The following is a 23,634-nucleotide window of genomic DNA, read 5'->3' as shown; positions in this document are numbered from 1 at the left end:
GAAAAAATATAGTTTATACACGTAAAGAGCATAAAAACCTTTAGCTCCTTTTTGTCCTTTTTGTTCACGGGCGAAATAACAGCTGAATTCATTTGAATAAATGGCGCGGGAAACATATAATTGTAAAATGAATAGATGATTTATGGATATAATGAAGTTTACATAGAAGAAAGGACGATAGATATTGGAAAATAACTCGTCAAACTTTATCAAAAGCATCATAAAAGAGGACTTGGAGAGCGGAAAGCATTCAACGGTCATCACCCGTTTCCCGCCTGAGCCGAATGGCTACCTTCATATCGGCCATGCAAAATCAATCTTAATCAACTTTGAACTTGCCGATGACTTTGGCGGCAGAACCAATTTGCGATTTGATGACACGAACCCTTTAAAAGAGGATCAGGAATACGTAGATTCCATTAAAGAAGATGTGAAATGGCTTGGCTATGAATGGGACGAGCTTCACTTTGCATCAAATTACTTTGAGGAAATGTACAACCGCGCTGTTCTTTTAATCAAAAAAGGCAAAGCGTATGTAGATGACCTCACAGCTGATGAAATCCGCGAATACCGCGGCACATTGACTCAGCCTGGAAAAGAAAGCCCGTACCGCAATCGCTTTGCTGAAGAAAATCTTGAGCTGTTCGATCAAATGCGCAAAGGCGAATTTGAAACAGGCAGCAAGGTTTTGCGTGCTAAAATCGATATGACGTCACCAAACCTGAATCTTCGTGACCCTGTTATTTACCGTGTATCACATGCGACTCACCATAATACAGGAGATACTTGGTGCATTTATCCGATGTATGATTTCGCACACCCGATTGAAGATGCGATTGAAGGCGTGACACATTCCATTTGTACAACAGAATTTGAGGATCATCGTCCTCTTTACAATTGGGTTGTCGAAGAATGTGAAATGGAAAGCAAGCCTAAGCAAATTGAATTTGGACGCTTAAATATCACGAACACAGTCATGAGTAAACGCAAGCTGAAGCAGCTTGTTGATGAAGGCTTTGTAGACGGCTGGGATGACCCGCGCATGCCAACGGTTTCAGGACTCAGAAGAAAAGGATACACATCTGATGCCATCCGTAATTTTGTACGGGAAACAGGCGTTTCTAAAGGTTACGGCGCTGTTGACGAAGCCATGCTCGAGCACTTCGCAAGAGAAGATCTTAAGCTGAAAGCACCTCGGACAATGGGTGTTCTTAAGCCGCTTAAAGTGGTGATTACGAACTATCCTGAAGGCGAGTCTGAAATGCTTGATGCAGAGATTAATCCAGAGGTTCCTGAAATGGGCTCGCGACAAATTCCGTTCGGAAGAGAAATCTATATCGAACAGGACGATTTCATGGAAGATCCTCCGAAAAAGTATTTCCGCCTTTTCCCTGGCAACGAGGTTCGTCTCAAGCATGCCTACTTCATCAAATGTGAAGATGTCATCAAAGATGAAAATGGAAATGTCGTAGAACTGCATTGCACATACGATCCTGAAACTAAGAGCGGATCAGGCTTTACAGGCCGTAAAGTAAAAGGCACCATCCACTGGGTGGATGCTAAAAATGCCGTGCCTGCAGAATTCCGTCTGTATCAGCCGTTAATTCTTGACGCAGACCTGGAAGCGGAAAAAAGCGAAGAGGAAGAAGAAAAAACATTCCTCGATTACGTGAACGATCAATCGCTGGAAGTCGTTCAAGGCTTTGTAGAACCGAACATGAATAATGTAAAGGGTCAGGACAAATTCCAATTCTTCAGACACGGGTATTTCAACGTGGATCCGAAGAATACAACGCCAGAAAAAGCTGTTTACAACCGGATTGTTTCTTTAAAAAGCTCGTTTAAATTATAATAAACATATGAAAGACCTAAATTTCTTTGAAATTTAGGTCTTTTTTTTTTACGAAATGTTCTTCAGCATTCGATAGGACAAGAGTAAAAAGCTGTCCTATCGAGATGAATCCCGTCGTCTGAGCGTCTCTTTTTACAATTCCAGTCAAAGTCCAACCCGAACATTGCAGAGATTTGGATGGTTTTAATCTTGATTTTTCGCGGTATAAACGTACTAACAAAGAAAAATGAGGGATGAACTAAATAAATACTAAGCAGAAAGGAGGACGATGAATCATGAGAATCAAAGCAGGCAGCTGGAGAATGCTGAGTTCACAGGAAAAACTGTTTATCTTGAAGGCAGTGAGTCATAGTATGAAAAAATAACAGATTGTGCAGCCGGTGCTAAACAATGTAACGCTTTTATCAGCCGAATTTCACAGTCAACGTAAAAAGCAGCCGCACATGCAGCTGCTTTCCTTACTTATTTCCACCAGCCATCAAACTTGCTTGCAGGCAATTGGCGCTTATGCTCAGTCATTAAGTAGCGCTTTTCCACCTTAGAAGCGACTTCCTCTGAAACGGATTTCCCTTCTAAGTAGTCATCAAGCTCATCATAGGTAATGCCGAGCTCCGTCTCATCAGCCTGCTGCGGCTTATCGTCTAGGAGGTCAGCCGTTGGAACCTTCAAGTATAATCTCTCTTCTGCTCCAAGCTCTTTCAGCAAGCTTCTGCCCTGGCGCTTAGTAAGACCGGCTAACGGAAGAAGATCTGCTCCGCCGTCACCATACTTCGTAAAGAATCCTGTGACTGCTTCTGCAGCGTGATCTGTACCGATGACAAGCAATCCAGCCTGGCCTCCGATCGCATATTGAGTAATCATGCGTGTTCTTGCTTTCACATTTCCTTTATTAAAATCACTCAGCTCATCCTGAACGGCATCTGCATATTGCTTTTCAAAGGCATCAACCGTCGACTTAATATCAAACGTAATTAATTGATCAGGCTTGATAAATTTGAGAGCAAGCTGCGCATCATTTTCATCGTGCTGAACGCCGTGCGGAAGGCGGACGGCAATGAACTTCGCATCGCTTTTGCCTTCACTTCTTAACTCTTCAACAGAGAGCTGGGCAAGACGCCCTGCCAAAGTAGAATCCTGCCCTCCGCTTATACCAAGAACAAATCCTTTCGCACCCGTTTTTTTCAGATAGTCTTTCAAAAAATCAATGCGTTCTCTTATTTCTGCCTTCGGATCAATTTCAGGTTTAACATTTAAATCACTCATAATCTTCTCTTGCAAGCTCATCAAAAATTCCTCCTATTGATATAAAGAATGTTTTTTAATGTAATCATAACAAGCATCAGGCAGCAGGTAGCGCGGTTCCCCGCCTTTTGAAAACTCATCCCGGATGTATGTAGAGCTGATCTCCATCGCAAGCCCCTTATCAATCAAGTGAAAAGTTGAACCGTCATCATGATTCCGCAAAATCGGGGAACGGGAAATTGTACGGAGCATATCAATGCCTTCTCTAGCCATGACAATAAATTTATTGCTTGAAATCAGTTCCTGATCATATTTCCACTTGCCGTCTGCAATATCAACAAGCAGATCTGCACCCATAATAAAGTATATTTCATCATTCGGGTATTTCTTTTTAAAGTGCTCCAGCGTGTAATACGTATAGACATTCCAGGCTTCCTGCTTAATTTCATAATCATCAGCCAAAAACTTGTCATTTCCCTGAAGTGCAAGCTCAAGCATATTCCAGCGGTGCAGATCAGATGTTTTCATCACTTTATCTTTCCGTTTGTTTGAACATGGCAGAAAAATAATTTTATCAAGTCTGCATCGATGTGCAACGGTGCTTGCCGTCCATAAATGTACATTTGTAATCGGATCAAACGACGAACCGTAAATCCCTATCTTCCCCACTTGCGCTTCTCTCCCATCGTCCTCTACTTACTTCTTTCCCTGTTCAATCATATTCTTAACCTTAGATTGAACTTCTTCAATATTTCGCATCTTGTTCTCCCAGCAGCGCTCGCTTAAATCGACCGGATACTCCTCAGGATGCATGGTCCGTTTGTACTCATCCCATAGAACATCCATATTCTGAGCGGCATAGTCTTGAATCTCCTGGAGCTCAGGAAGTTTATAAACCAATTTTCCATCTACAAAAATATCACGGTGCAGTTCCTTCGCTTCAAAATTCGTCACGAATTTGCTGACGAATGTATGAATAGGATGGAACATTTTTAAGCGCTCCTCCGCTTGCGGATTTTCATCCTCAAGCGCAATATAATCGCCCTCTGATTTTTTATTGAGGGAATTGATGATCCGGTATACCTTTTTAATCCCCGGCGTTGTCACCTTTTCAGGATTTCCGCTGATTTTAATCGTGTCCTTCATTTCCCCGTTTTCATTTTCAATAGATACTAATTTATAGACAGCACCAAGAGCGGCCTGATCATAAGCGGTAATCAGCTTCGTGCCGATACCCCATGAATCGATTTGTGCACCCTGAGATTTCAGGTTAATAATCGTATTTTCATCCAGATCGTTCGAAGCAATAATCTGCGTCTCTGTAAATCCTGCTTCATCCAGCATTTTTCTTGCTTTCTTCGATAAATAAGCAAGATCTCCGCTATCGAGGCGAATCCCTTTGAAGTTAATTTTATCGCCAAGCTCTTTGGCCACTTTAATCGCAATAGGAACCCCGGATCTTAACGTATCATATGTATCGACGAGGAAAACACAGTCTTTATGACGGCGCGCGTATTTATGGAACGCAGTGTATTCATCACGATAAGCCTGAACCAATGCATGAGCGTGAGTGCCCGCAACAGGAATGCCGAACATTTTACCTGCGCGCACATTAGAAGTCGCATCAAAACCGCCAATGTAAGCAGCTCTGGTGCCCCACACTGCCGCATCCATTTCATGCGCTCTGCGTGTTCCGAATTCCATCGCACTTTGCTCGCCTACAACGTGCTTGATGCGTGAAGCTTTTGTCGCAATCAATGTTTGATAGTTCACAATGTTAAGCAAAGCTGTTTCAATCATCTGCGCCTCTGCAAGCGGCGCTTCAATCCGCAGTATCGGTTCATTGGCAAAAACCAGCTCTCCTTCAGCCATTGAACGGACGGTTCCAGTAAAACGAACCTCTTTTAAATACTCCAGATAATCTTCTTTGTATCCCAATTCATCTCTTAAGTACTCAATGTCACTTTCTGTAAATGAAAAACTCTGCAAATACTCGACAATGCGTTCAAGACCGGCAAAAACCCCATATCCATTGCTGAACGGCAGCTTTCTGAAAAAGACTTCAAATACTGCTTTCCGGTTGTGCATGTTATCTTCCCAGTACGTTTCTGCCATGTTAATTTGGTAAAGATCCGTGTGAAGCATTAAACTGTCGTCTGTGTATTTCATCAAAGGAACCTCCATCTTTCTATTCAACCCGTGCATTTAAGCTGTTTTTAAAATGAGATAGCGCCCATGTGTGACCCTCAGGATTGAAGCTTGCCACTGCTTTTTCATGAACAGCCATTTTGAAGCCTTTATTAAAACCGTCAACTGCCGTATGCAGCACACAAATATCCGTACAAACCCCAACCAGATGAATTTCTGTAATGCCCCGTGCGCGGAGCTTCAATTCAAGATCCGTACCCGCAAACGCACTGTATCTTGTTTTATCCATCCATTGTACATGATTTTTCTCTTTATTTTGCTCATAAACGTCTTCTAGCTTCCCAAAAAGTCTGCGGCCATCTGTTCCTTCAATGTTATGAGGCGGGAACAAAGCACTTTCAGGATGAAACTCATCGTTCTCATCATGCCTGTCAATCGCAAAAACCACATAATCCCCTGCATCAATAAAAGCCTCTGTCAGCTTTACAATTTCATCCTCAATTGCCTGCCCCGGTTTTCCGCAAGTAAGAGCCCCGTCATCCGCTACAAAATCCACTGTATAGTCTATGTTAATTAACGCTCTTTTCATAAATGTCCACTCCCCTTTAGTATTTAACACTTAATGAATTGTTAATTATCAAATCTAATAACGTGCCGTATAGATCGGTTTGACAACATCCATCTCAACAAATGTATAAAGCTGCGTCGGTTTTTTGGACGTTCGTGATGTCTTTCCTTCAGCCTCCCTGATAAATGGAAGGGTCTTAATTTTCCTTGAAAAAGACTGGTCACTTGCAATGGCAGGATCATCCGTCACCGTCTTCAGCACTGCCTGCAGCTCCGAGTATGTAAAGTATTCCGGAAGAAAATTCTTTGCCACAGTCGTCTGCAAAAGATCATTCGTAATCATTTTAATGGCATCTTCAATGATTTCTCTGTGATCAAAAGCGAGATCCAGATTCAGAACATCGTTGATTGAAAAAAGGTCTACCTCTGCAGCATCATCCTGAGCTTTTCTCAGGGACAGCGAATGCTCAGGAACAATTGCATAATGCGCATTCGAGATAATCCAGCCGCGCGGATCACGTCCCGGCTTATCATACACACCAAAGTGCTTCATATGAACCCCGGAAACACTCGTTTCCTCTTCTAATTCCCGCTTTGCCGCTTCAAACGCTGATTCATCATCCTGAACAAATCCCCCTGGTACCGCCCACTTGCTTGCCTCAATGTTTGGATTCCCCTCTGCATCTAACGCTGCACGCTGGATCATCATAAGCTTCAAATCCATCAATGGCGGCTTATACTCCCCGTCGCTTTCAGACACAATCGTAAACACACAAATATCTGACGTATACCCATCAGGAGTCCGATATTTTTTTATATCGTATTTCTTAAGAGCTTCATCGTTTGACATGAATAACTGGCTCCTTAATTCGTTTTTAATTAACAAGTTGTTAATTGTTAATTTATTTATACCTTATTTTGAGGTGGGTGTCAATGGATTATGTGGGGGAATTTTTGCAAAGATATTTATTATATTTACAAAAAAACCTTGAAAGGCATAATACCTTTCAAGGTTTATTTCAATATATGTATTCCACTGAACCTAAAAACTCCAGCTCACTTGTATCAACATTCGTTTTCTTTTTCACACCTTCATACTTAAAATTGTATAAAAGAATAACAAGATTATAATGACAATTCAAGTGTTCTCCACATACCAATGAAAACTTCGGAATAATTATATCATCATAAGAAAAATCTTCTAATAATCCACTAAGTGTATTATCAGCATCATCATAAAACTCCGCTTCACGAGTAGCATCATCATATCTTTCAATATCAAAACTATGGGCAAACTTAGATGGAATAAAATCTCCATCCTCTGTATAAGAAGTTTTCAGCAGATTATCTGGTTCCTTAGAGGAATTAATATTACCTACCCATAAGGATACAAAACCTTCTTTTTGCATAAGTTATTCAACTGCCCCCATTAATTAAGTTATCAAGGAAATGTGTTCAAAAATTCATTCCATATATCATATCCATACTTATTGATACTTTAAGGTTTCTTTTCATAATTTAAACTACTCCTGTAAATTTTCAATTTCCGTTCTCCAAAATGAATTAGAATCTATGGATTTCTTGTCAATTCTTTTTAAGTCTTCTTTTAACCTTGTAATCAATTCCTCAGGTATATCATTTTCAAGAAAAGCATCTTCTCCATTTACTTCTATTGCTTTATCAATCATGTTATTGAAAAGTAAAATTGATTCAGCAAATTGATTAATTGAAGAGTTTATAAATATTTCATTATAATTATCACCATTATTTAAATAAACGATATTATCATTTACCTTTAAGCAAACTGGATCACCAGAGCCAGTAGTACCTAAATACCAATAATCTTTAAATTTTGAAGGCATATTAAATTTTTCTATAAGACTGTGCAAAATTCCATTTGATGAAGTAAATTCAAGATAGGGTGGGGGTGTTTCAGGTAAACCAGCATTCACCAAGAAATCTCTTGTTTGTGGAGAAATCGAATTAATAATTAAATCATTTTCATTAAAAACTATTAATTTTCCTTCTTTTGCAGTGTTCCAATTCTTCAAGAAATTTTCAGGTGATATCAATTTATCCAACTCCTTAATTATCTTTTATAAATGTTTCTTATTTTTCAGAAGTCTAATTTGCATAACTTTCAATCTCTGTCTTCCAAAAACTGCTTTCATTTAAAGAGTTTTTATCTATTCTTTTTAGTTCTTTTTCTAACCACAAAATTGATTCACTAGGTGCGTTTTTTTCTAAAAAAGCCTTTCTTCCGTTGACTGATTTTATTTTACTTATAAATTCAACATATGTTAAAAGAGATTCTGCAAATTGATTGATATTTGAATTTATAAAAATCTCCATAAAATCATTCTGATAATCAAAACAAATAACATTTCCATTATTTTTAGAAATACATATGGGGTCATTTTCTCCAGTAAATCCAATATAAATATATTCACTAACCTTGTCTCTGCTTATTTCATATTTATTACTCAATGGACTTCCTCCACCTTGGTCTGAACCTTCAAAAGTTAAGAAAGGTGCAGCAGACTCTGGTAATCCAGCAATTAACAAAAATTCTTTAGCAGAAGAAGTAATTCCAATTTCATTTAGGCCCTCTTCTTTAAAACTAACTAGTCCATATATATCTTTGTTCCAACGTTCTAAAAATTCTTGGGGTGAAATCATTTATAAACCTCCTCCATTATCACTTTTTGATCTTTGTTGTTATTAGAAATGGTACAACCTTCATGAGTTATGAATTCAATTATGAATATTCTTTAAAATTTCATGTGCTAAAAAAACTTTGTAAGCAAAAAATGTGGATATAAAATAAATTTCACGTTTTTAAAATTAATAACTATTCATCCCATTCTTAATAAGTTACTGCACTCATAAATAGAATATTATTATTCGCTGATTTGACCTCATCTTCAACCTCATTGTACTCAAAATCATAAAGCCTTATCACACTATTAAAGTTTTCCTTTATAGATTCACCATAATGTTCTATTAATTGAGGTAATATTTTGTCTTCATAAGATGTGCCTTTTAGAAGTACCTTTAAAGATAAAAGGAAAAAGCCTTGAAAGGCACTTATCCATTCAAGGTAGTTAAAGTCTTTTAACATTAATATCTTCGAATTTTGAACGATTCTTATCTTTTCAACTTCATAGGGGTTAATTATTAATTAATATCATTTGTATATCTATTGAGAATCCTAAGATCCTTATCAACAAAAAATGACTTCAAAGTATGTTCCCAATGAAATTTTTTTTATATCATTTTTCTTTGTTAACCTTGCAATGCAAAATACTTACTCTCAAGGTAAATATGCAACTATTTTCCCATCTGGATATTCACCTTGCCAGCCACAAGGTAACCCTCCTGCTTTGTGAATTTCAAATAACTTTTCAAAAAAATTAGTTTCATCTTTTCCATTCACTGCACGGCTAATTGCGCAATTGTTTAAATCAGCTACTATTTCCTCATAAAACTCATCATATTTATTTAGTGAGTTTCTAACATTTTCAGAAATAAGTTCTAATAATTCTTCTAAGTTAACAGGTCTTACATCTTCAGAGAGGGTATAGTATACATCCCAAACTTGACTCATTTCCAACTCTCTAATATCTTTCCAAGAGTATTCTTCCTCTCCATACACTTCATCAAAAGCGAGATGCATAGCTTCATCAATGTCACTGATTGCACTAATTCTTATTGAAGCATTTAAATTTGAAGATACACTAAATTTTTTCGAAAACTCTACAACCTCATCGACTAAAAATCGGTATTCGTTCTGATACATTATTTGTTATACCACCTTTCCCAAAGATCTACTGTTGACTCAGGTAATGCAATGTTTCCAAATTTCAGCTGAATATGTTGTTTCATTTTAATAATTTCTGTATCTGATACTGGATTTAAATGAACTTCCATATTTCTCTACAATTTTTTCTATTTCTTTTAACACGTCTTTCCCCTAGGACATGTCTACTCTTCCCTTCTGGGTACCGTATTTGGAGCTGCAACCGGCCCAGCCTACTACCGGGACCATGCCGGCGTGGCCATAGCTCCTGCTGCGATGCGCTGGGCATCTGAAAGTTTTTCGCCGGTGACGGGATCGACGCCTTCTGTGGCGCGTTTGTAGACATAGTAGCCTGATACTTCACCCGTGAATGTTTTGGTTGTGTCCTAGAGTTTTTCGAAACACGGGCGGTCTTCGAGTTCCTGGGCGATTTTCATCTACTATCTGGCTTCTGCCTGTTCTGCTTTAAAGGCCAGGTATTCTTTCGAGCTGTTCACGATGTATTTTTTCATTTTGAAGATGTCGCTGTCTTTGTAGGCTTTTGCGTCAAAATGAATCGGTATGATGCTGTTTCCCTGTCTGGAGGATTCGAGCAGGTGACTGAATTGGCCATATACCTAACTGTTTCTCGATATTATGGATCCCTCCACTACCTGGATGCAACGGTTGTGGAATGGCGATTGCTTGTCCACCACCACCAATTTATCCAATCCATAAGCAGCTCCGCCAACTCCCAAAAACCCAAGGGCATGCATCAGACTCTGTTGTCTCTGTTTTTAAGAAAGCTGGTTGCTGAACATGTCTTTTCCTAACACAGCTTCTCCCAGACCGTTAGCGGAGACGAGTCCGTAGATGCCCATCTCTGTTTTTTGCAGAGTACTAAACGATTTAGAAGTTTTAGTGGCATCCAGTCCGGAATCTGCGGTTTTGTAGTTGTCGGTACCGCCTTTAAATGCTCGGCCTGCCCACCCCACTATAGGGACCATGTCAGCAGTGGCCATGGCTCCGGCTGGGATGTGCTGGGCATCTGAGAATTTTGTTTGTAGTCGTAGTATCCTGCTACTTCGCGTGTAATCTTCCCGTTTGCATATAAAAAACAGCAGAGATTTCTAGAATCCATCTCTGCTGTTTTTTTCATTAACTTTCAAAATAAAACAGTCATTTATACTCTTTTATGTGTATTCCTAGCAAATAGCAATAATTAAATTGCAACATCCTGGTAACCTACTTCAGTTACTTTTTCATTTAATAGACGAAGTCCTAGTCCGTTTTCTGTATCCCATATACAATTAAATGTAATTCCCATATCTCGACCTTCATAAATACCCGCATATGGAACAACTATTCCATCTAAACTTATCATTTCTAGTATTTGATCTGTTGTTTCAACTAGTGGATAATTTTCGTTTACTTCAATATCATAACCTAGTTCAATTCGCTTTTGATTGTAATAGTCTAAAATGGATTGCAATATACTTATTTGCAACTCTTCCCACTTTTGCATTAATGATTGATATGCTGTATATTGAGCTTCCTCAAAATTGCCATCTTCTTCACCATCTATCATCAAAGCTATATCCGTTTCTTTTCCAAAAAATTTAATTGTGGTATCCTTAGTCCAACCATATTCATACTCGAGTTCACCGAAAATTGGATCGTTTATTGTCATTTCAGTATCTCCTCTTTTTGTTTATTAGCAAATCCTCCAGGTTCAAATGCTCCTGCGTTTACCTCACCTACACCACCCAGGTGGCCGAATTCACTGTTTATTTTTGTTGGCACAAGTTGCATTGTTTTAACATCATTCAATTCATGCCAAGTTAATTTATTTTTTTCTCGATATAACTTTATATCTCTTGCACTAATTTCACCAGACTCCATACCAAATTGGCTTGCTAATTCAGGTGAATCATTAAGTTGATCAGCTAATTTTTGGTCTGATTGAATAAAATTAGCTCGTCTAGCTTTCGCACCAAATCCCCCTTTGCCACCAAGCATATATTCAATCTCTACTTGTGCTTTTGCTACTGGTGAAAAATCAGGAATAGCATGTTGATATTGGATACCATTAATCCCAACTTCATCTAAGATTTGTGCTAATAGACGATCTGGCGGCGGCTTGAGTATGCATTCAGATTCACCCCTTGTTCCTTCAAAACAAACCTTTAAATTATTAGGCGCAGGGGTTTGGCTTAGTCTTGATTCGTATGAACTGGCAAATTCAGTTTGCTTAAAGGCAGGCGGGATATCACTTCTATTACTACCCAAAACACCTTTGCCAGTTCCCTTATAAACAACATCACTCTTCGCCAATGATATTATATCACCTAAAGCCTTATACTCCACGTTAAAACCACTCATACTCAACCCAGTATTAGTCGCCAAAGATTCACTTTTAACCCTAATCGGAACAGGAATATTACCTACCCTTCTTCCAATATCGGTTAAAATAGCATTCGCATGTTCAATCTTCTGATTAACAAACCGATTACTATATGGCAACAATCCGCCACTCTTCGCAGCCAATTTATCCAATCCATAAGCCGCTCCGCCAACTCCCAAAATCCCAAGGGCCTGCATCAGACTCTGCTGCCTTTGCTGATCTGTCAGCTGATTACCAAACATATCTTTGCCTGTCACAGCCTCACCCAGCCCATTAGCCGACACCAGCCCATAAATCCCCATCTCCGTCTTCTGCAGAGCACTAAACGATTTAGAAGTTTTATAAGCATCAAGCGCATGATCCGCTGCATTATACGCTTTAACCGTTTTGTAAATCGCACTTCCTCCCTTGACAGCGCGGCCTGCCCAGCCGACAACAGGGATGAAGCCTGCTGCTGCCATGGCTCCAGCTGCGATGCGCTGGGCATCTGTGAGCTTTTCTCCTGTAACGGGGTCGACGCCTTCTGTGGCTCGTTTGTAGTCGTAGTAGCCGGATACTTCGCCGGTGAAGGTTTTTGTGGTGTCCCATGCTTTTTCGTACCATGGGCGGTTTTCGAGCTCCTCGGCAATTTTTGCTTGTTTTCTTGCTTCTGCTTGATCGTTCTTGAAGGCGAGATATTCTTTGGAGCTGTTTTCGATGTCCTTTTTCATTTTGTAGATTTCGCTGTTTTGATAGGCTTTTGCATCGAAGTTGATCGGTGTAATGGTGCTGCCCTGTCTTGAGGATTCGAGCAGCTGTCCGAACAGGCCGACAAGGTAGCTTTGGTCGCTTTCTGAGATGGCGTATTCTTCTGTCAGCGCCTGATCGAGCTGATTGACCGCGTCTATCGTTTGGGTGCGTTCTTTTTCAGCTTTTGCCATGTGATCTTCGAATGTGTCCGTTGAAAAAACATGCAGCGGGACAAGATCATCAATACTGCGGAAGATGGACTGCATGGCATCCTGCTGGCCTTGGACCATTTCTTTCGCACGATTTTGAGCACGCGGCACATTTTCTTCTAAAAAGGACATTTGGACAAAGGTATCGCCTGAGAGCTTCGCATCTTCCGTGTTGCCGGGGATTCCCCTGAAAAAAGCAATATTTTTATCGATCAGCCTCATCCAGGCTTCCACTACATCGACTTGGGCAGAATAAAAGCCTTTTATCGCTTCTGCGCCTTTTCCCTGGAATGCATCACCAGAATTTACGATATCTAAAAACTGTTTTTTCAGCTGATTCAGCTGTTCCTTCAGCTCTTCGTACTGCTTGGCTCTCTTTTCCGTTGCCGACACTAACGTTTTTGCTTCATAAACTTTAATTGCTGCCACCTCCCTTTTGTCCTTTTTTATCTGTGGACAATCGCTTCATCTTGTTCTTTCAATGAATCCACATTTACACGCGTATCTTCCACATTTTTCTGAACGATCGTTACGTACTGCGAGACAAATTGATGAATCATTTCCTCCCGCTCCTGCCATTTTTGCGTAAAATCAAGCTTGTTTTGTCCGACATCGTCTGGTCCTTCCAAAACCAAGGCATCCAATGCCCGTTTGACTTCATCCAGCTGCTTCATCATTTCGGCATGATTCAGTTTAATTTGGGTCATTTAAAACAACCGCCTTTTTAAATCATCTAGTCTGTTTCCAAGCTCTTCAAATGCATCCTCGCCAACCGCCAGCAGTTTATCTGCTTCATGTGCAAGTCCGCTTACTGCATTTAAGACCGTTCTGTCGACTTCAAGGGCTTTAATTTTCGACTGAATGCGCTGCTTATAAGCATCGTAATCTTCATCTGCAATATTCCGCATCACTTTATAAGCCTCATTGCGATCTTCGTGAAAGTCATTCGCTCTTGACCCTTTCCATAAATGATCAAGCTCAGGGTCAAGGATTTTGCGCATCTCGTTCATGCATTCGGTCTGTTCGTGTTCAATCTGCTGCTTTGCTCGCTGAAGTCTATTAATCTGGTCGTTCAGTTCAGATGATTGATAGGATATCGCACCATGAATTTGATTCAGCATTTCCGAAAAACTCATTTTGATCACCTCTGATCGAATTAATTTCCATATTTTATAGTATAAGGTAGATAGTAGTACCGTTGAATAGGACCATTGGCTTTAATTTGGCAGCCGTCATGTTTTTCTTAGAACAAAAGCGGAGGCGCCTTGGTTAGATCCGACAGGCAGATAAGAATCCGACAGAAAAGTCCGGGTTTGACTTTTTTGGCGGATTCGTTCTGACCGAGGATCTAGGCGCCGGAGCTGGACGCAGATACCTTTATTTAATAATCAACAACCTTTTGACTTTTTTTATCCTGGTTAACGACAAAAAAGAAGTGCAGCGTGTGCACTTCTTAATCTTCATCCTTGATGTCTATGTCTTCGGGAATTGGCTTGCTGAGCCACTCTTCCAGCTGTACTTTGTATTTTTCCATCTGTTCCAAGTGTGTCGTAAACTGTTCTTTGTTGATCAAATACTGCTCTCCGTCATGAACCGCTCTGATTTGTTTCTGCAAGATCAGATTTTCAATATACGCTTCAGGCATGGATAAATGCTCGGCTGTTTCTTTAATCGTAAGATACATGTTTTATTCTCGCTTTCCTGCATAATTAATACACATAATTATAGTTGGATTGCGAAACAAAGGAAAGGCGTATTCATTTGGCACGGCAAATTCGGTTCAGCGCTCCGCTCTCGTGATCCACAGAAAAATGAAAATCAGGCCAAGACTCTGATTGATTATTCTCCGTACCGCAAACAACAGCTGCATCAGCATTGAGATGGGATGACAAGTAGAGAAAGGAATAGCCATTTGGGCATGTTACATGAAAGAGCTGATTGCCTTCTACGTCATAGCCAATCAGAAACTGCGGGTTATTCTCATGATCTCCTGCTAATGCCAGAACCCTGCTGACACTTGGATAAAAACGCTCTTGAAGTATTTTCATATTGTTGAAAATCACCTCATCATCTATAGTTCGCTGCAAAACTAGGAAATTTCCCCTCCTAACTCTATACCCATATTTCAAGCGAAAAAACAATTTTTTTTGAAAATTACATAGAAAGAAATATAAATTAGTCAATATAAAACTTCCCATGCATAGATAAATCGAATTTTCTGATAATATTACCTTTATACAGACATAACTAGGAGGTTCAGACATGACTAAAAGAAAACTCATCATCACACAAGACCTGGAACAAAAACACTTAAGTGAAATTACTGCCAGCATCCCTGATTGGGAAATCATTGCAGGAAGAGACAAATCCGTTTGGCAGGCTCATCTTAAGGACGCTGAAGTGATTGCAGGCTGGAAAAAAGGGATGGAAGAAGAGTGCCTTGCAGCAGACTCAAAGCTTAAATGGGTGCAGTCCTGGAGTGCCGGTGTCAATAGTATGCCGCTTCAAGCTCTTAAAGAGAAAGAGGTTCTCTTAACCAGCGCAAACGGCGTGCACGCTTTTCCTATTTCAGAGACGATTTTTGCTCTCATGCTCGGGCTGACGAGAAAAATACATACCTATGTTAAAAACCAGGCCGAACGGAAATGGCATCATGCCGATATGAAGCTTGAGATTCACGAAAAAACGATTGGAATGATTGGGGTCGGAGCGATCGGTCAGGAAACAGCAAAGATCGCTAAAGCGTTTGGCATGAATGTGATTGGTGTGCGCCATTCGGGCAAGCCTGCAGAGTTTGTTGATGAAATGTATACAAGTGAGGAGCTGGATCATGTCCTTCCTGAATGTGATTATGTCGTAGTGACACTGCCGCTTACAAAAGATACTCACCAGCTTTTCAAATATGAGCAGTTTAAAAAAATGAAATCCTCCGCCTTCTTTATTAATATCGGCAGGGGCGAAACAGTGTCGGAAGAAGATCTCATAAAAGCGCTACAGGAAAAAGAAATTGCTGGAGCAGGTCTTGATGTGTTTGAAAATGAACCACTCGGGGAAAAGAGTCTCTTGTGGGAGTTTGAAAATGTGATCATCACCCCTCATACATCCGGTTCAACTGAATTCTATAACAAGCGCCTTGCAGAAAACATTTTGATTCCTAATCTGAAGCAGTATCTAAAGGGAGACACTCCTTCTATTAACTTAGTCGATTATAAAAAAGGCTACTGATTGTTATAAATTTTTAGTATAGGAAGGGCGCTTGTATTGGAAAATATAAAGACTAATACAAATTCAGAATCATAAATGAGGAACACGAATGATTATCCAATTTGATCAACTAGAAAACCTTACTCTGCAGCATATTTTCGGACAAGCCTCTCAAAACATAACAAGCCTTGCTTTTCATTCAAAACAGGTCAAGCCCGGTTCCCTTTTTTTCAGCATGAAAGGCGAAGAGCATGACGGTCACCAGTATATTGATGAGGCCATTGCGCACGGAGCCGCTGCCGTTATCGGAACGAGTTCTGAAAAGCTTGAGCAGCTTAGCCGCGAATACCCTGATCATACTTTCATACTTGCTGAAGACGTCAGAGAAACAATGGCTCTTTTAGCAAAGATGTTCCATGATCATGCCGATGAAAAATTGAAAACCATCGGAGTGACCGGCACTAATGGAAAGACGACTGTTGCCGCCTATGTGCGCTCTCTTCTGACTTTATTAGATCTTCCAGCAGGTTCAATCGGCACAACGGGAATATGGGCTTCAACTCACAAGCTTACATATAAAAAGAGCACGCCGACAACACCTGAATCCACTGATCTGCATCAAATCTTTCATGATTTGGCGGAGCTTGGGGACAAAGCAGCCGTTATGGAAGTTTCCTCAATCTCAACAGACCAAAAACGGGTGCACGGCATTGAATTTGATGCAGCGATTCTGACGAATTTCTCTGAAGAACACCTTGAATATCATAAAACGATTGAACACTATAAAAAATGCAAACTGGCTCTATTTAATCAGACTAAAACGGCTGTCATTAATCTCGATGACATCGAAATGGGCCTTGAGCTTGACCGGACATACAGCGGCAAAAAAATCACCTATAGCTTATCTCCTCTGACCGGAGCTGATCTATGCGCTGACAATATTCAATTCTCAGATATCGGAACTACGTTTGATCTTTCTTATAACGGGAAGATTCATCAGGCGACTGCTCCTATTTTCGGAACCTATAATATTGCCAACGCACTTGCTGCCATAGGTACTGCCCTGCTTTTCGACTACAAAATAAAAGATATTCTGCGCGTCTTGCCGATGCTTGAAAGTCCTGAAGGCCGCTTCCAGGTTATAACCGGCCCAGACAATAAAAAAATCATCCTGGATTATGCACACACCCCCGTGGCACTCACCCGCCTGGTGGAGGAAGTCAAAAAGATGGATTACAACCGTCTGATTGTCATGATTGCAGGTATAGGCATTCGTGACTTTAATAAGATGCCTAAGATGGCAGCAGCAATTGAAGGCCAAGCAGACGAAGTGATTGTAACAGTTGACCACCCCGGACATCATGATCCGCAAATCATCATTGATCAAGTGATGAAAGGATTTTCGGAACCGAAAGCGCCGAACATCAGAGCTGCCCTCACCAGAAAAGAAGGAGTCATCGCTTCTCTTTCAGCAGGTGAACCTGATGACATCATCCTCCTTACAAGCGGCTGCATAAATGGAGCGCAAATTGTAAAAGGAATAGAAGTTCCTCATTCAGACGAGGAAATCATCGAATCCCATTATCAATCCTTTTATCACGGCTGCCATGAGCTTGAGGCTTAAAAGCTCATGGCTTTTTTGCTCCCTTCAGAATTATTTTAGGCTGTCTATGGGCATCTGCCCTGTCACTCCAGGCCTCTATACATAGGCTATTTAAGTATCATTACACAAAAAGGAGTGCAGTCCATATGAATCCATATCAGTTTTATCAAGGCTATGTCCCTCAGCAAACCGATTATTATATGAATTATCAATACAACCCTTATCAGCCGCAGCAAGTACAAGATCAATTTGATCCAGATCGCCAGCCGCCTCAATTTCAGTCCCTTGAAAGAAGAATTAATGCTCTAGAAAGACAAAACGAGCAGCAATCAAGAGAACTGAACCGTCAAAACCAGGAACTCAGAAATCTCAGAAGAGAGCTTAACCAAACAAATCAGGAAGTGAATCGACTTAACCAAGTGGTTGAGCGCCATACAAGACGATTAAACCGTTTAAACCAGCGCCTTCGTGCAGTCGAAAACAGACTCAATATTCCGTTTACAGCTGAAGACGGTTTTTAATGGAAAGCAGCCTTTTGCTGCTTTTTTTGTTTATCCTTAAATTCTTCAATTGTAAATGGGCTAGAATGCAAAAACAGAACGACTTCAGAAATCGTTCTGTTTTCTCAAGCATTCAGTTTCCGCTTAAGCTCTCCTTCTCTTACAGACAGTTCAGCTCCAGCATCCTCACGCTTTCGCTTCCCATCAAAATGGATTTCCAATGTTTCTTGAATGGAGGCCTGTAAATTTCCTTGTATCTCTTTTAGTGTCTCTATCTCAAATCGTCCTCTTTCAGTTCCTGTTATAAAATTGAACTGTTTTTGATAAAGATCATTTGCAGATGCTGAAATATTCCTTCCTGCGGCTGCTGTATGACTCTGACGAATTAATGCCAAAGCAATGGTCACTTGGTTTTTCCAAAGTGGAATAACGGTCATTAAAGAGGAATGAATTTTTTCGGCCATTTTGTGGTTTGACTTTTGAATCATGCGGATTTGAGGTGCACTTTGTATCGTCATTTCTCTGCTGATTTTCAAGTCATACAATCTCTGGTCCAATTGATCAGCAAATTGAAGAAGATCCTCGACTTCCTGCTGCTTCATTGGATCATTCGAACCAAGACTCGCTTTTTTCAAAGCAGGAATTGTTTTATTGTGGAGTTCTTCGAGCTTCATTTCTCCTGCTGCAATGTACACATTCAATGAGTGAAAATAGTCTTTGTTATTTTCATAGAGCCTGTCGAGCATCACATTATCTGATAAAAGCATATTTTTGCTGCGCTCAAGCTTTACACTGATTCTGTCGATCTGTGCCCCTGTTTTATGAAACCGGGAGAGAACCTCTTGAATGGATTTCTTTCGTTTTCCAAACAGACGCGCTAAAAAAGAGGTTTCTTCCTGCTGTAAATCCTCAGGATGAACCTCATTCAGGTTTTTCATGAATTCGTCAAGGATTTCACCAACCTGCCCGATATCCTTTCGCTGTACCTGCTCAAGCATCACATTTGAGAAAGCGAGCAGCTTGGATTGCGCCGGCAGTCCGAATGATACCAATAGAGCATGGTTTTTCGGATTAATTTGTTCGGCCAGCTTGTGTGCCCTGACTTTTTCTTCTTCAGATAGGACATCGATAAGCCGTGACGTGTTTACTTGCTGAAATAAATCGATCTCGTTCATTTAAATTTCCGGCTTTCATCGAGATGTTTCGTATCTTTATTTGTTTTAATGGAATGCTTTGCTACATCAATTTCAAGATTTAGCTCATCGACATCGTCCTGCACCACCAAGTACAAATCCTGTTCAATCAGACGCGTCAGTTCGTTTAATGTTTTTCTCGTCTCATTTAATGATTTCTCAAGCTCCCAATTCCTCTTTGGCTGAGAGGATAAAAAGACGTATTTCTCAGTGAGAAGCACAGCAGAATCCAAATGAGAAAAGAAAAACTTCTCGGCTTTGTAAAAACGCCTCGGCTCTCTTATCGTCAGGCTGTAAATTCTGCGGGCGACACGCACAAGCTCAATTCTCTCCTTTAAAGAAGGAAGATGACGGATAGTTAAAAGCGTCTTCTGCAGGCGTGCCATCTTAGGCTTCGCTTCGTCCAGCTGTTTTTTAATGTATTTATAATCTTTGCGGGTAAGAGAATTTTTCTTTAAAAATCTGGAGTTCATACTCACAGAAGCAATCGAATATGCAGACGCTCCCCCAGCAATAGAATATGCGGCTGCCGCTAAAAAAGGCTGGTCAAAACCGATAAAACTAACAGTCCCAACTGTCCCTGCAGCCGGTATTGCGGCCATCATCCGGACACTGAATGCCATAAACGGATTCATTATTAATCGACTCCTTACATAAAGTCTCTATTTTAATACGTATGTATATAGTGAAGGGTTTCAGTCCTGGTGGAATAAAAATGGAAAATAGTCCTTTCTCATTAATATACAGCATCGCCGCCGATTTTTCTATTGGTCGGCAATAGTAGGAGATGTAGGACTTGAGACGTAGAGAGGTGCGCAGATTACTTTCTGATCAAGAGCTCAAATTTTGTGCGTCTGTCAATTAAGCAGGGTTTTCTCCAGCCAAAAAAAAACAGCCGGGAAACTCTGGTCCCGGCTTTGCCTCTAACTCTATTCTGTTTTTTTGCTTGCTGGTCTGGCATCTGAGATTTTCCCCAGGAAAAATCCATTAATTTCACTTAACTTGCCTCTCCAAAGGATTTGTCCTTTAGAAGGGGTGGATTTGCTGTCGCCGATATACACTTTTGTATTTTTCAAGTGGATGAAATGGGCTTCAGCATCTCCGTTTGATTCAACGGATTCGCTTGCACGTGATAATTGTTCACTTAATTTTTGGGCGACTTCACTTCCGTCTTCAAACGTTTCACTTAGGGCATCAAAGTATTCCTTAGCAGAAACCATTGTGCCGGAAATGACTGCCCCGTTAACGTTTAACGTGATGTCTAATGCAAAGTCATGTTTATTTGAAGCATGTACAAAGAATTCAAGTACACTGTCTTTTGATGAGGCTGCTGCTGTACTCATCTCCATCTCTCCTCCTTTTTAGTCTCAGTTAAGATGATGTATCATCGTCGCTGCTTAGAGAAGTATCTTCTGATTCTTCTTCCTCTTTTTCATCCTTAGCTTTTTCATCTTTAGCTTTTGATGATTTTGAAGTCTTTGGTTTTCTTCCGCGTGTTGATTTTTTCGGCTTTTTGTCTTCATCTTTGCCATCGTACATCATTTCTTCTTCTTCTTCGTCCTCTTCTATCTCATCATCATCATCTTCGTCTTCTTCTGAGTCATCAGATTCCGCTTTTGATTTGCTTGTTTTTTTCTTGCTTGGTGTTTCTTCTTCTTCCTCATCGCCTTCTTCATCATCTTCTTCTGAATTGCTTTGGCCGCTTAATTGGTTCATTTTTTCCTCAAGCTGCTGAAGACGTTCTTGAAGAGTCTGGTTTTCCTGCTTTAATGCCTCGAATTCTTCATTTGAATTTGAAGATGCAGTTTCTTCTTCTGATGAATTGTTCACTGAATCTTCTTGATCAGAATCATCTGACTGATTTTTATCTTTTTTAAATAGATTAGTAGCTGATGATTTTAAGCTTGAAGCACCTTGGAATGATTTTTCTTTAGCTGCTTTTCCAAAGTCCGCAGCTTTGCTTTTTATTTCATCTGTATCAATGCGGGCAAGAAGCTTCTTCCCGTTTTCAGGTGTTGCCAGATAGCCTACTGTAGCGCCAAGTATACTGCCTGCGACAGTGCGTTTAATTGGCGCGCTTCTTCTTGATGATTTTTCCTGAGTAGATTGCTCTTTGTTCGAGTTCTCTTTATTTGAGTTCGCGGCTTTCGTATTTTCCTTTTGATTTTCCACCTGTGAGTTGTCTAATTTTGTTTGTTCTGCCATTGTAAATCCCTCCATTATTTTAGTTGGTTAGCTGTATTTAAACGATTTGAGCCAAGCTGATTTTCAAGCAGCTCTAATCGTTCATTCAATTTCCTGTTTTCTTCTTCCAGAGCCTTTGTATTGTTATTCTCCGCTTTGGAGCTTAGATAAGGATCATTCTCCCACCAGTCCATGCCGATTTCTTTTGCTTTATCAACAGAAGCGACTATGAGGCGGATTTTAATTGTCAGCAGTTCGACATCCGCAATTCCGACGGTAATATCGCCTGCGATGACGACCCCTTTATCCAAAATCTTTTCAAGTACATCTACAATTGAGCTCGATTGCCCAGTAGTTTGGACTGCCATTTCATGTCCCTCCAAGTGGCCGCGTTAGGTTATAACAAGCTGCCTAAAGGACCGAGATCTATATTCAAATCTTCAGCGTCAAGGCCAAAGACTTCTTTCAATTCTTCCATTTTTTCTTCCAGGTTCATCAAGGCTACACCGAGATTTTCAATTTGCTCGTCCGTCAGCGTTCCACCCTCCACCCGCCTCATCGCATGACGTTCGACAATTTGCCTGAGAAGCTCAACGACGGTCAGGACTAGCTGCGCAAGTCCGTGTTCGGCATTGTCAGGATCAAGCTGAATCCTACCATTTGTTCGGCTGGCCTGTTGCATCGACTAACTCCTCCCTCTGTTTATCGAATTGATCAGATGTGACGGGCTTTCGGTTGCCTGCTTTTGATTGGACAAGCGTTTCAACTGAAGCAATCAAAACCCTTAGATCCAAATACACTAGATCTACACCTGCAATCGAAATGATTAAATCACCTTTGATGGCCACACCCTTGTCGAGAATGACATCTAAAATATCAATAAGTGCTATATCCTTGTTTTCAACTGATTCTCTAAGAGACATCTGTCAGATCCCTCACTTTTTATGAAAAACTGGAGAAATGGTACGCCGGCCATGGGCCTGTAGCTTCGAATCTCCAGCCAGTGCCGCCAAGTTCCTGTTCAAACTGCTTCATTTCTTCCAAGAAGCTTTCCACTTTCGGAATCGGAAGAAGAAACACACTGTTCCAGGCCATATTTTCTTTTAGACCTGTGACATCTTTGCTCCAATTTTTCTTAATAGCTGCATGAAGCGAATGCTCCTTCAGCTTCTCATGCACGTGTTCACAAACTCGATTCTTCTCATTTTCAAGCTCATCCTCGATCAGCTTATCAATCTTTTTCTTTTCAAAAAATTGTCTTCCGCGAGGCAGCTCGCTTATTTCCTGTTTCTTCGCTTCGATTGCTGAATTGTTTTCACTTACCTGCTTTTTCAGTTCATTATCGTCAGAATAGATTTTCACATTCCATTCTTCGTTTCCATAAAGCATGGAAAGAGTCTCTTCAATCCTCGTTTCACTAGATTGAATGGTTTGCTTCAGACTATCTTCATTCTTATAAATCGTGCAAAATTTAAGCGGAATGATTGTGAAGCTCTTATAAAGGGCAGCAACCGTTTCATGATGATGGAACGCTTTTTCCTGCAGCCAGTCCATATCACTGTCGATCTTGTCTTTAATGGCTTCTTCTGAATAATGATCAGAATCCAGTTTGCAAACAAATGCTGTGACATTGTTGATCGGAATGGTGTATAGCTTGCGTTCACCATCAAAGCCTGTAAAAGATGGAAACGATTGATGTGCTGCCGCTTCTTTAGTTGGTATCAATCCATATAAATAAATCAAGTCGCCCATCTGCTTATCCCTCGTTTCTTGGTTTCGTCAGCTTATCCCACTCTTCCATTTCCCTGCGCTTGGCAATTTCATACCTTGTCAAAAGCTCATCTTCTTTTTCTTGAAAAGCTTTCTCAGGAATCTCGCCGAGCTCAAACATCATTTGGAGCTGAATGAGCTTTTGCTGAATAGTAGGAAGGTCATATAACTCTTTTTCTGCTTCTTCCTGTACCTTTTGTCCGATTTTAACTACAAGATTCATTGGTGCGGTAACCAATTTATGAAGCATA

General features: G+C 40.4%; 30 protein-coding genes and 2 pseudogenes. 4 read left to right on the top strand and 28 right to left on the bottom strand.

Features of this window, described 5'->3' with window-relative positions; translation table 11 throughout:
* The first annotated feature begins 184 nt into the window (after positions 1-184).
* Complete coding sequence (locus K8L98_RS02665; RefSeq protein ID WP_223439450.1) at positions 185-1,852, top strand: glutamine--tRNA ligase/YqeY domain fusion protein; 1,668 nt, start codon at positions 185-187, stop codon at positions 1,850-1,852.
* Positions 1,853-2,314: 462 nt separating this feature from the next.
* Here K8L98_RS02665 and nadE read toward each other — a convergent pair whose 3' ends face one another.
* From nadE to K8L98_RS02580, 19 genes and pseudogenes are all read right to left on the bottom strand, one after another.
* On the bottom strand, positions 2,315-3,136 hold the full coding sequence (gene nadE, locus K8L98_RS02660) for an NAD(+) synthase (RefSeq protein WP_223439448.1): 822 nt from the start codon (positions 3,134-3,136) through the stop codon (positions 2,315-2,317).
* Positions 3,137-3,148: 12 nt separating this feature from the next.
* Positions 3,149-3,763 (bottom strand): nicotinate (nicotinamide) nucleotide adenylyltransferase, encoded by a 615-nt coding sequence (gene nadD, locus K8L98_RS02655; protein WP_223439446.1) that lies wholly within the window; start codon positions 3,761-3,763, stop codon positions 3,149-3,151.
* Between the two features lie 27 nt (positions 3,764-3,790).
* A complete protein-coding gene (locus K8L98_RS02650; RefSeq protein WP_223439444.1) occupies positions 3,791-5,263 on the bottom strand; it encodes a nicotinate phosphoribosyltransferase in 1,473 nt (490 codons plus the stop codon).
* 19 nt (positions 5,264-5,282) lie between these two features.
* On the bottom strand, positions 5,283-5,831 hold the full coding sequence (locus K8L98_RS02645; protein ID WP_223439442.1) for a cysteine hydrolase family protein: 549 nt from the start codon (positions 5,829-5,831) through the stop codon (positions 5,283-5,285).
* Between the two features lie 54 nt (positions 5,832-5,885).
* The gene (locus K8L98_RS02640; RefSeq protein ID WP_223439440.1) at positions 5,886-6,659 is read right to left on the bottom strand and encodes an NUDIX hydrolase; all 774 of its coding nucleotides are present in this window, start codon (positions 6,657-6,659) and stop codon (positions 5,886-5,888) included.
* 169 nt (positions 6,660-6,828) lie between these two features.
* On the bottom strand, positions 6,829-7,218 hold the full coding sequence (locus tag K8L98_RS02635; protein WP_223439438.1) for an immunity 22 family protein: 390 nt from the start codon (positions 7,216-7,218) through the stop codon (positions 6,829-6,831).
* A 114-nt stretch (positions 7,219-7,332) separates the two neighbouring features.
* On the bottom strand, positions 7,333-7,881 hold the full coding sequence (locus K8L98_RS02630) for an SUKH-4 family immunity protein (protein WP_223439436.1): 549 nt from the start codon (positions 7,879-7,881) through the stop codon (positions 7,333-7,335).
* A 52-nt stretch (positions 7,882-7,933) separates the two neighbouring features.
* On the bottom strand, positions 7,934-8,488 hold the full coding sequence (locus tag K8L98_RS02625) for an SUKH-4 family immunity protein (protein WP_223439435.1): 555 nt from the start codon (positions 8,486-8,488) through the stop codon (positions 7,934-7,936).
* A gap of 187 nt (positions 8,489-8,675) precedes the next feature.
* Positions 8,676-8,930 carry a hypothetical protein gene (locus tag K8L98_RS02620; RefSeq protein WP_223439433.1) on the bottom strand — a complete coding sequence of 85 codons (255 nt, stop codon included), beginning with the start codon at positions 8,928-8,930 and terminating at the stop codon, positions 8,676-8,678.
* A gap of 192 nt (positions 8,931-9,122) precedes the next feature.
* Entirely contained in the window at positions 9,123-9,608 is a 486-nt protein-coding gene (locus tag K8L98_RS02615) for a hypothetical protein (RefSeq protein WP_223439431.1), read from the bottom strand.
* Positions 9,609-9,844: 236 nt separating this feature from the next.
* A pseudogene (locus tag K8L98_RS26980) lies at positions 9,845-9,928 on the bottom strand (pre-toxin TG domain-containing protein); the annotation flags it as partial.
* Positions 9,929-10,384: 456 nt separating this feature from the next.
* The gene (locus K8L98_RS02610) at positions 10,385-10,594 is read right to left on the bottom strand and encodes a hypothetical protein (RefSeq protein WP_223439430.1); all 210 of its coding nucleotides are present in this window, start codon (positions 10,592-10,594) and stop codon (positions 10,385-10,387) included.
* 215 nt (positions 10,595-10,809) lie between these two features.
* Entirely contained in the window at positions 10,810-11,277 is a 468-nt protein-coding gene (locus tag K8L98_RS02605; protein ID WP_223439428.1) for a DUF6985 domain-containing protein, read from the bottom strand.
* The gene (locus K8L98_RS26675; RefSeq protein ID WP_338037032.1) at positions 11,274-11,969 is read right to left on the bottom strand and encodes an HNH endonuclease; all 696 of its coding nucleotides are present in this window, start codon (positions 11,967-11,969) and stop codon (positions 11,274-11,276) included. Before K8L98_RS26675 ends, K8L98_RS02605 begins: the two co-directional genes overlap by 4 nt.
* Positions 11,970-12,404: 435 nt before the next feature.
* Positions 12,405-13,358 (bottom strand): annotated as a pseudogene (locus K8L98_RS26670) (ribonuclease YeeF family protein); the annotation flags it as partial.
* 17 nt (positions 13,359-13,375) lie between these two features.
* The gene (locus tag K8L98_RS02595) at positions 13,376-13,636 is read right to left on the bottom strand and encodes a YwqI/YxiC family protein (protein ID WP_223439425.1); all 261 of its coding nucleotides are present in this window, start codon (positions 13,634-13,636) and stop codon (positions 13,376-13,378) included.
* A complete protein-coding gene (locus tag K8L98_RS02590) occupies positions 13,637-14,065 on the bottom strand; it encodes a YwqH-like family protein (protein ID WP_223439423.1) in 429 nt (142 codons plus the stop codon). It abuts the gene before it with no gap.
* A 317-nt stretch (positions 14,066-14,382) separates the two neighbouring features.
* Positions 14,383-14,613 (bottom strand): excisionase family DNA-binding protein, encoded by a 231-nt coding sequence (locus tag K8L98_RS02585; protein WP_223439421.1) that lies wholly within the window; start codon positions 14,611-14,613, stop codon positions 14,383-14,385.
* 73 nt (positions 14,614-14,686) lie between these two features.
* Entirely contained in the window at positions 14,687-15,016 is a 330-nt protein-coding gene (locus tag K8L98_RS02580; RefSeq protein WP_223439419.1) for a hypothetical protein, read from the bottom strand.
* A gap of 175 nt (positions 15,017-15,191) precedes the next feature.
* On the opposite strand from K8L98_RS02580, the gene K8L98_RS02575 reads away from it, so the two are divergent.
* From K8L98_RS02575 to K8L98_RS02565, 3 genes are all read left to right on the top strand, one after another.
* Positions 15,192-16,154 carry a D-2-hydroxyacid dehydrogenase gene (locus K8L98_RS02575; RefSeq protein WP_223439416.1) on the top strand — a complete coding sequence of 321 codons (963 nt, stop codon included), beginning with the start codon at positions 15,192-15,194 and terminating at the stop codon, positions 16,152-16,154.
* Positions 16,155-16,242: 88 nt separating this feature from the next.
* Complete coding sequence (locus tag K8L98_RS02570) at positions 16,243-17,757, top strand: UDP-N-acetylmuramoyl-L-alanyl-D-glutamate--2,6-diaminopimelate ligase (RefSeq protein WP_223439414.1); 1,515 nt, start codon at positions 16,243-16,245, stop codon at positions 17,755-17,757.
* Between the two features lie 125 nt (positions 17,758-17,882).
* Positions 17,883-18,257 carry a hypothetical protein gene (locus K8L98_RS02565; RefSeq protein ID WP_223439412.1) on the top strand — a complete coding sequence of 125 codons (375 nt, stop codon included), beginning with the start codon at positions 17,883-17,885 and terminating at the stop codon, positions 18,255-18,257.
* Between the two features lie 104 nt (positions 18,258-18,361).
* On the opposite strand, the gene K8L98_RS02560 is transcribed toward K8L98_RS02565, so the two are convergent.
* From K8L98_RS02560 to K8L98_RS02520, 9 genes are all read right to left on the bottom strand, one after another.
* Positions 18,362-19,411, bottom strand: coding sequence for a toxic anion resistance protein (locus K8L98_RS02560; RefSeq protein ID WP_223439410.1), 1,050 nt, complete (start codon positions 19,409-19,411; stop codon positions 18,362-18,364).
* On the bottom strand, positions 19,408-20,064 hold the full coding sequence (locus K8L98_RS02555; RefSeq protein WP_223439408.1) for a 5-bromo-4-chloroindolyl phosphate hydrolysis family protein: 657 nt from the start codon (positions 20,062-20,064) through the stop codon (positions 19,408-19,410). Before K8L98_RS02555 ends, K8L98_RS02560 begins: the two co-directional genes overlap by 4 nt.
* A gap of 294 nt (positions 20,065-20,358) precedes the next feature.
* The gene (gene gvpU / locus K8L98_RS02550; protein ID WP_223439406.1) at positions 20,359-20,772 is read right to left on the bottom strand and encodes a gas vesicle accessory protein GvpU; all 414 of its coding nucleotides are present in this window, start codon (positions 20,770-20,772) and stop codon (positions 20,359-20,361) included.
* 28 nt (positions 20,773-20,800) lie between these two features.
* Positions 20,801-21,634, bottom strand: coding sequence for a GvpT/GvpP family gas vesicle accessory protein (gvpT, locus tag K8L98_RS02545; protein WP_223439404.1), 834 nt, complete (start codon positions 21,632-21,634; stop codon positions 20,801-20,803).
* Between the two features lie 14 nt (positions 21,635-21,648).
* Positions 21,649-21,981, bottom strand: a complete 333-nt coding sequence (locus K8L98_RS02540; protein ID WP_223439402.1) for a gas vesicle protein — start codon at positions 21,979-21,981, stop codon at positions 21,649-21,651.
* A 29-nt stretch (positions 21,982-22,010) separates the two neighbouring features.
* On the bottom strand, positions 22,011-22,295 hold the full coding sequence (locus K8L98_RS02535) for a gas vesicle protein K (protein WP_223439400.1): 285 nt from the start codon (positions 22,293-22,295) through the stop codon (positions 22,011-22,013).
* Positions 22,267-22,536, bottom strand: a complete 270-nt coding sequence (locus tag K8L98_RS02530; RefSeq protein WP_101568588.1) for a gas vesicle protein — start codon at positions 22,534-22,536, stop codon at positions 22,267-22,269. Before K8L98_RS02530 ends, K8L98_RS02535 begins: the two co-directional genes overlap by 29 nt.
* Positions 22,537-22,555: 19 nt before the next feature.
* Positions 22,556-23,365, bottom strand: coding sequence for a GvpL/GvpF family gas vesicle protein (locus tag K8L98_RS02525; protein ID WP_223439398.1), 810 nt, complete (start codon positions 23,363-23,365; stop codon positions 22,556-22,558).
* A 4-nt stretch (positions 23,366-23,369) separates the two neighbouring features.
* On the bottom strand, positions 23,370-23,633 hold the full coding sequence (locus K8L98_RS02520) for a gas vesicle protein GvpG (protein ID WP_101568586.1): 264 nt from the start codon (positions 23,631-23,633) through the stop codon (positions 23,370-23,372).
* Position 23,634 lies beyond the last annotated feature (1 nt).

The organism is Metabacillus dongyingensis, assembly GCF_019933155.2.
GTDB lineage: Bacteria > Bacillota > Bacilli > Bacillales > Bacillaceae > Bacillus_P > Bacillus_P dongyingensis.
This window is presented reverse-complemented; position numbering and strand designations above follow the sequence as displayed.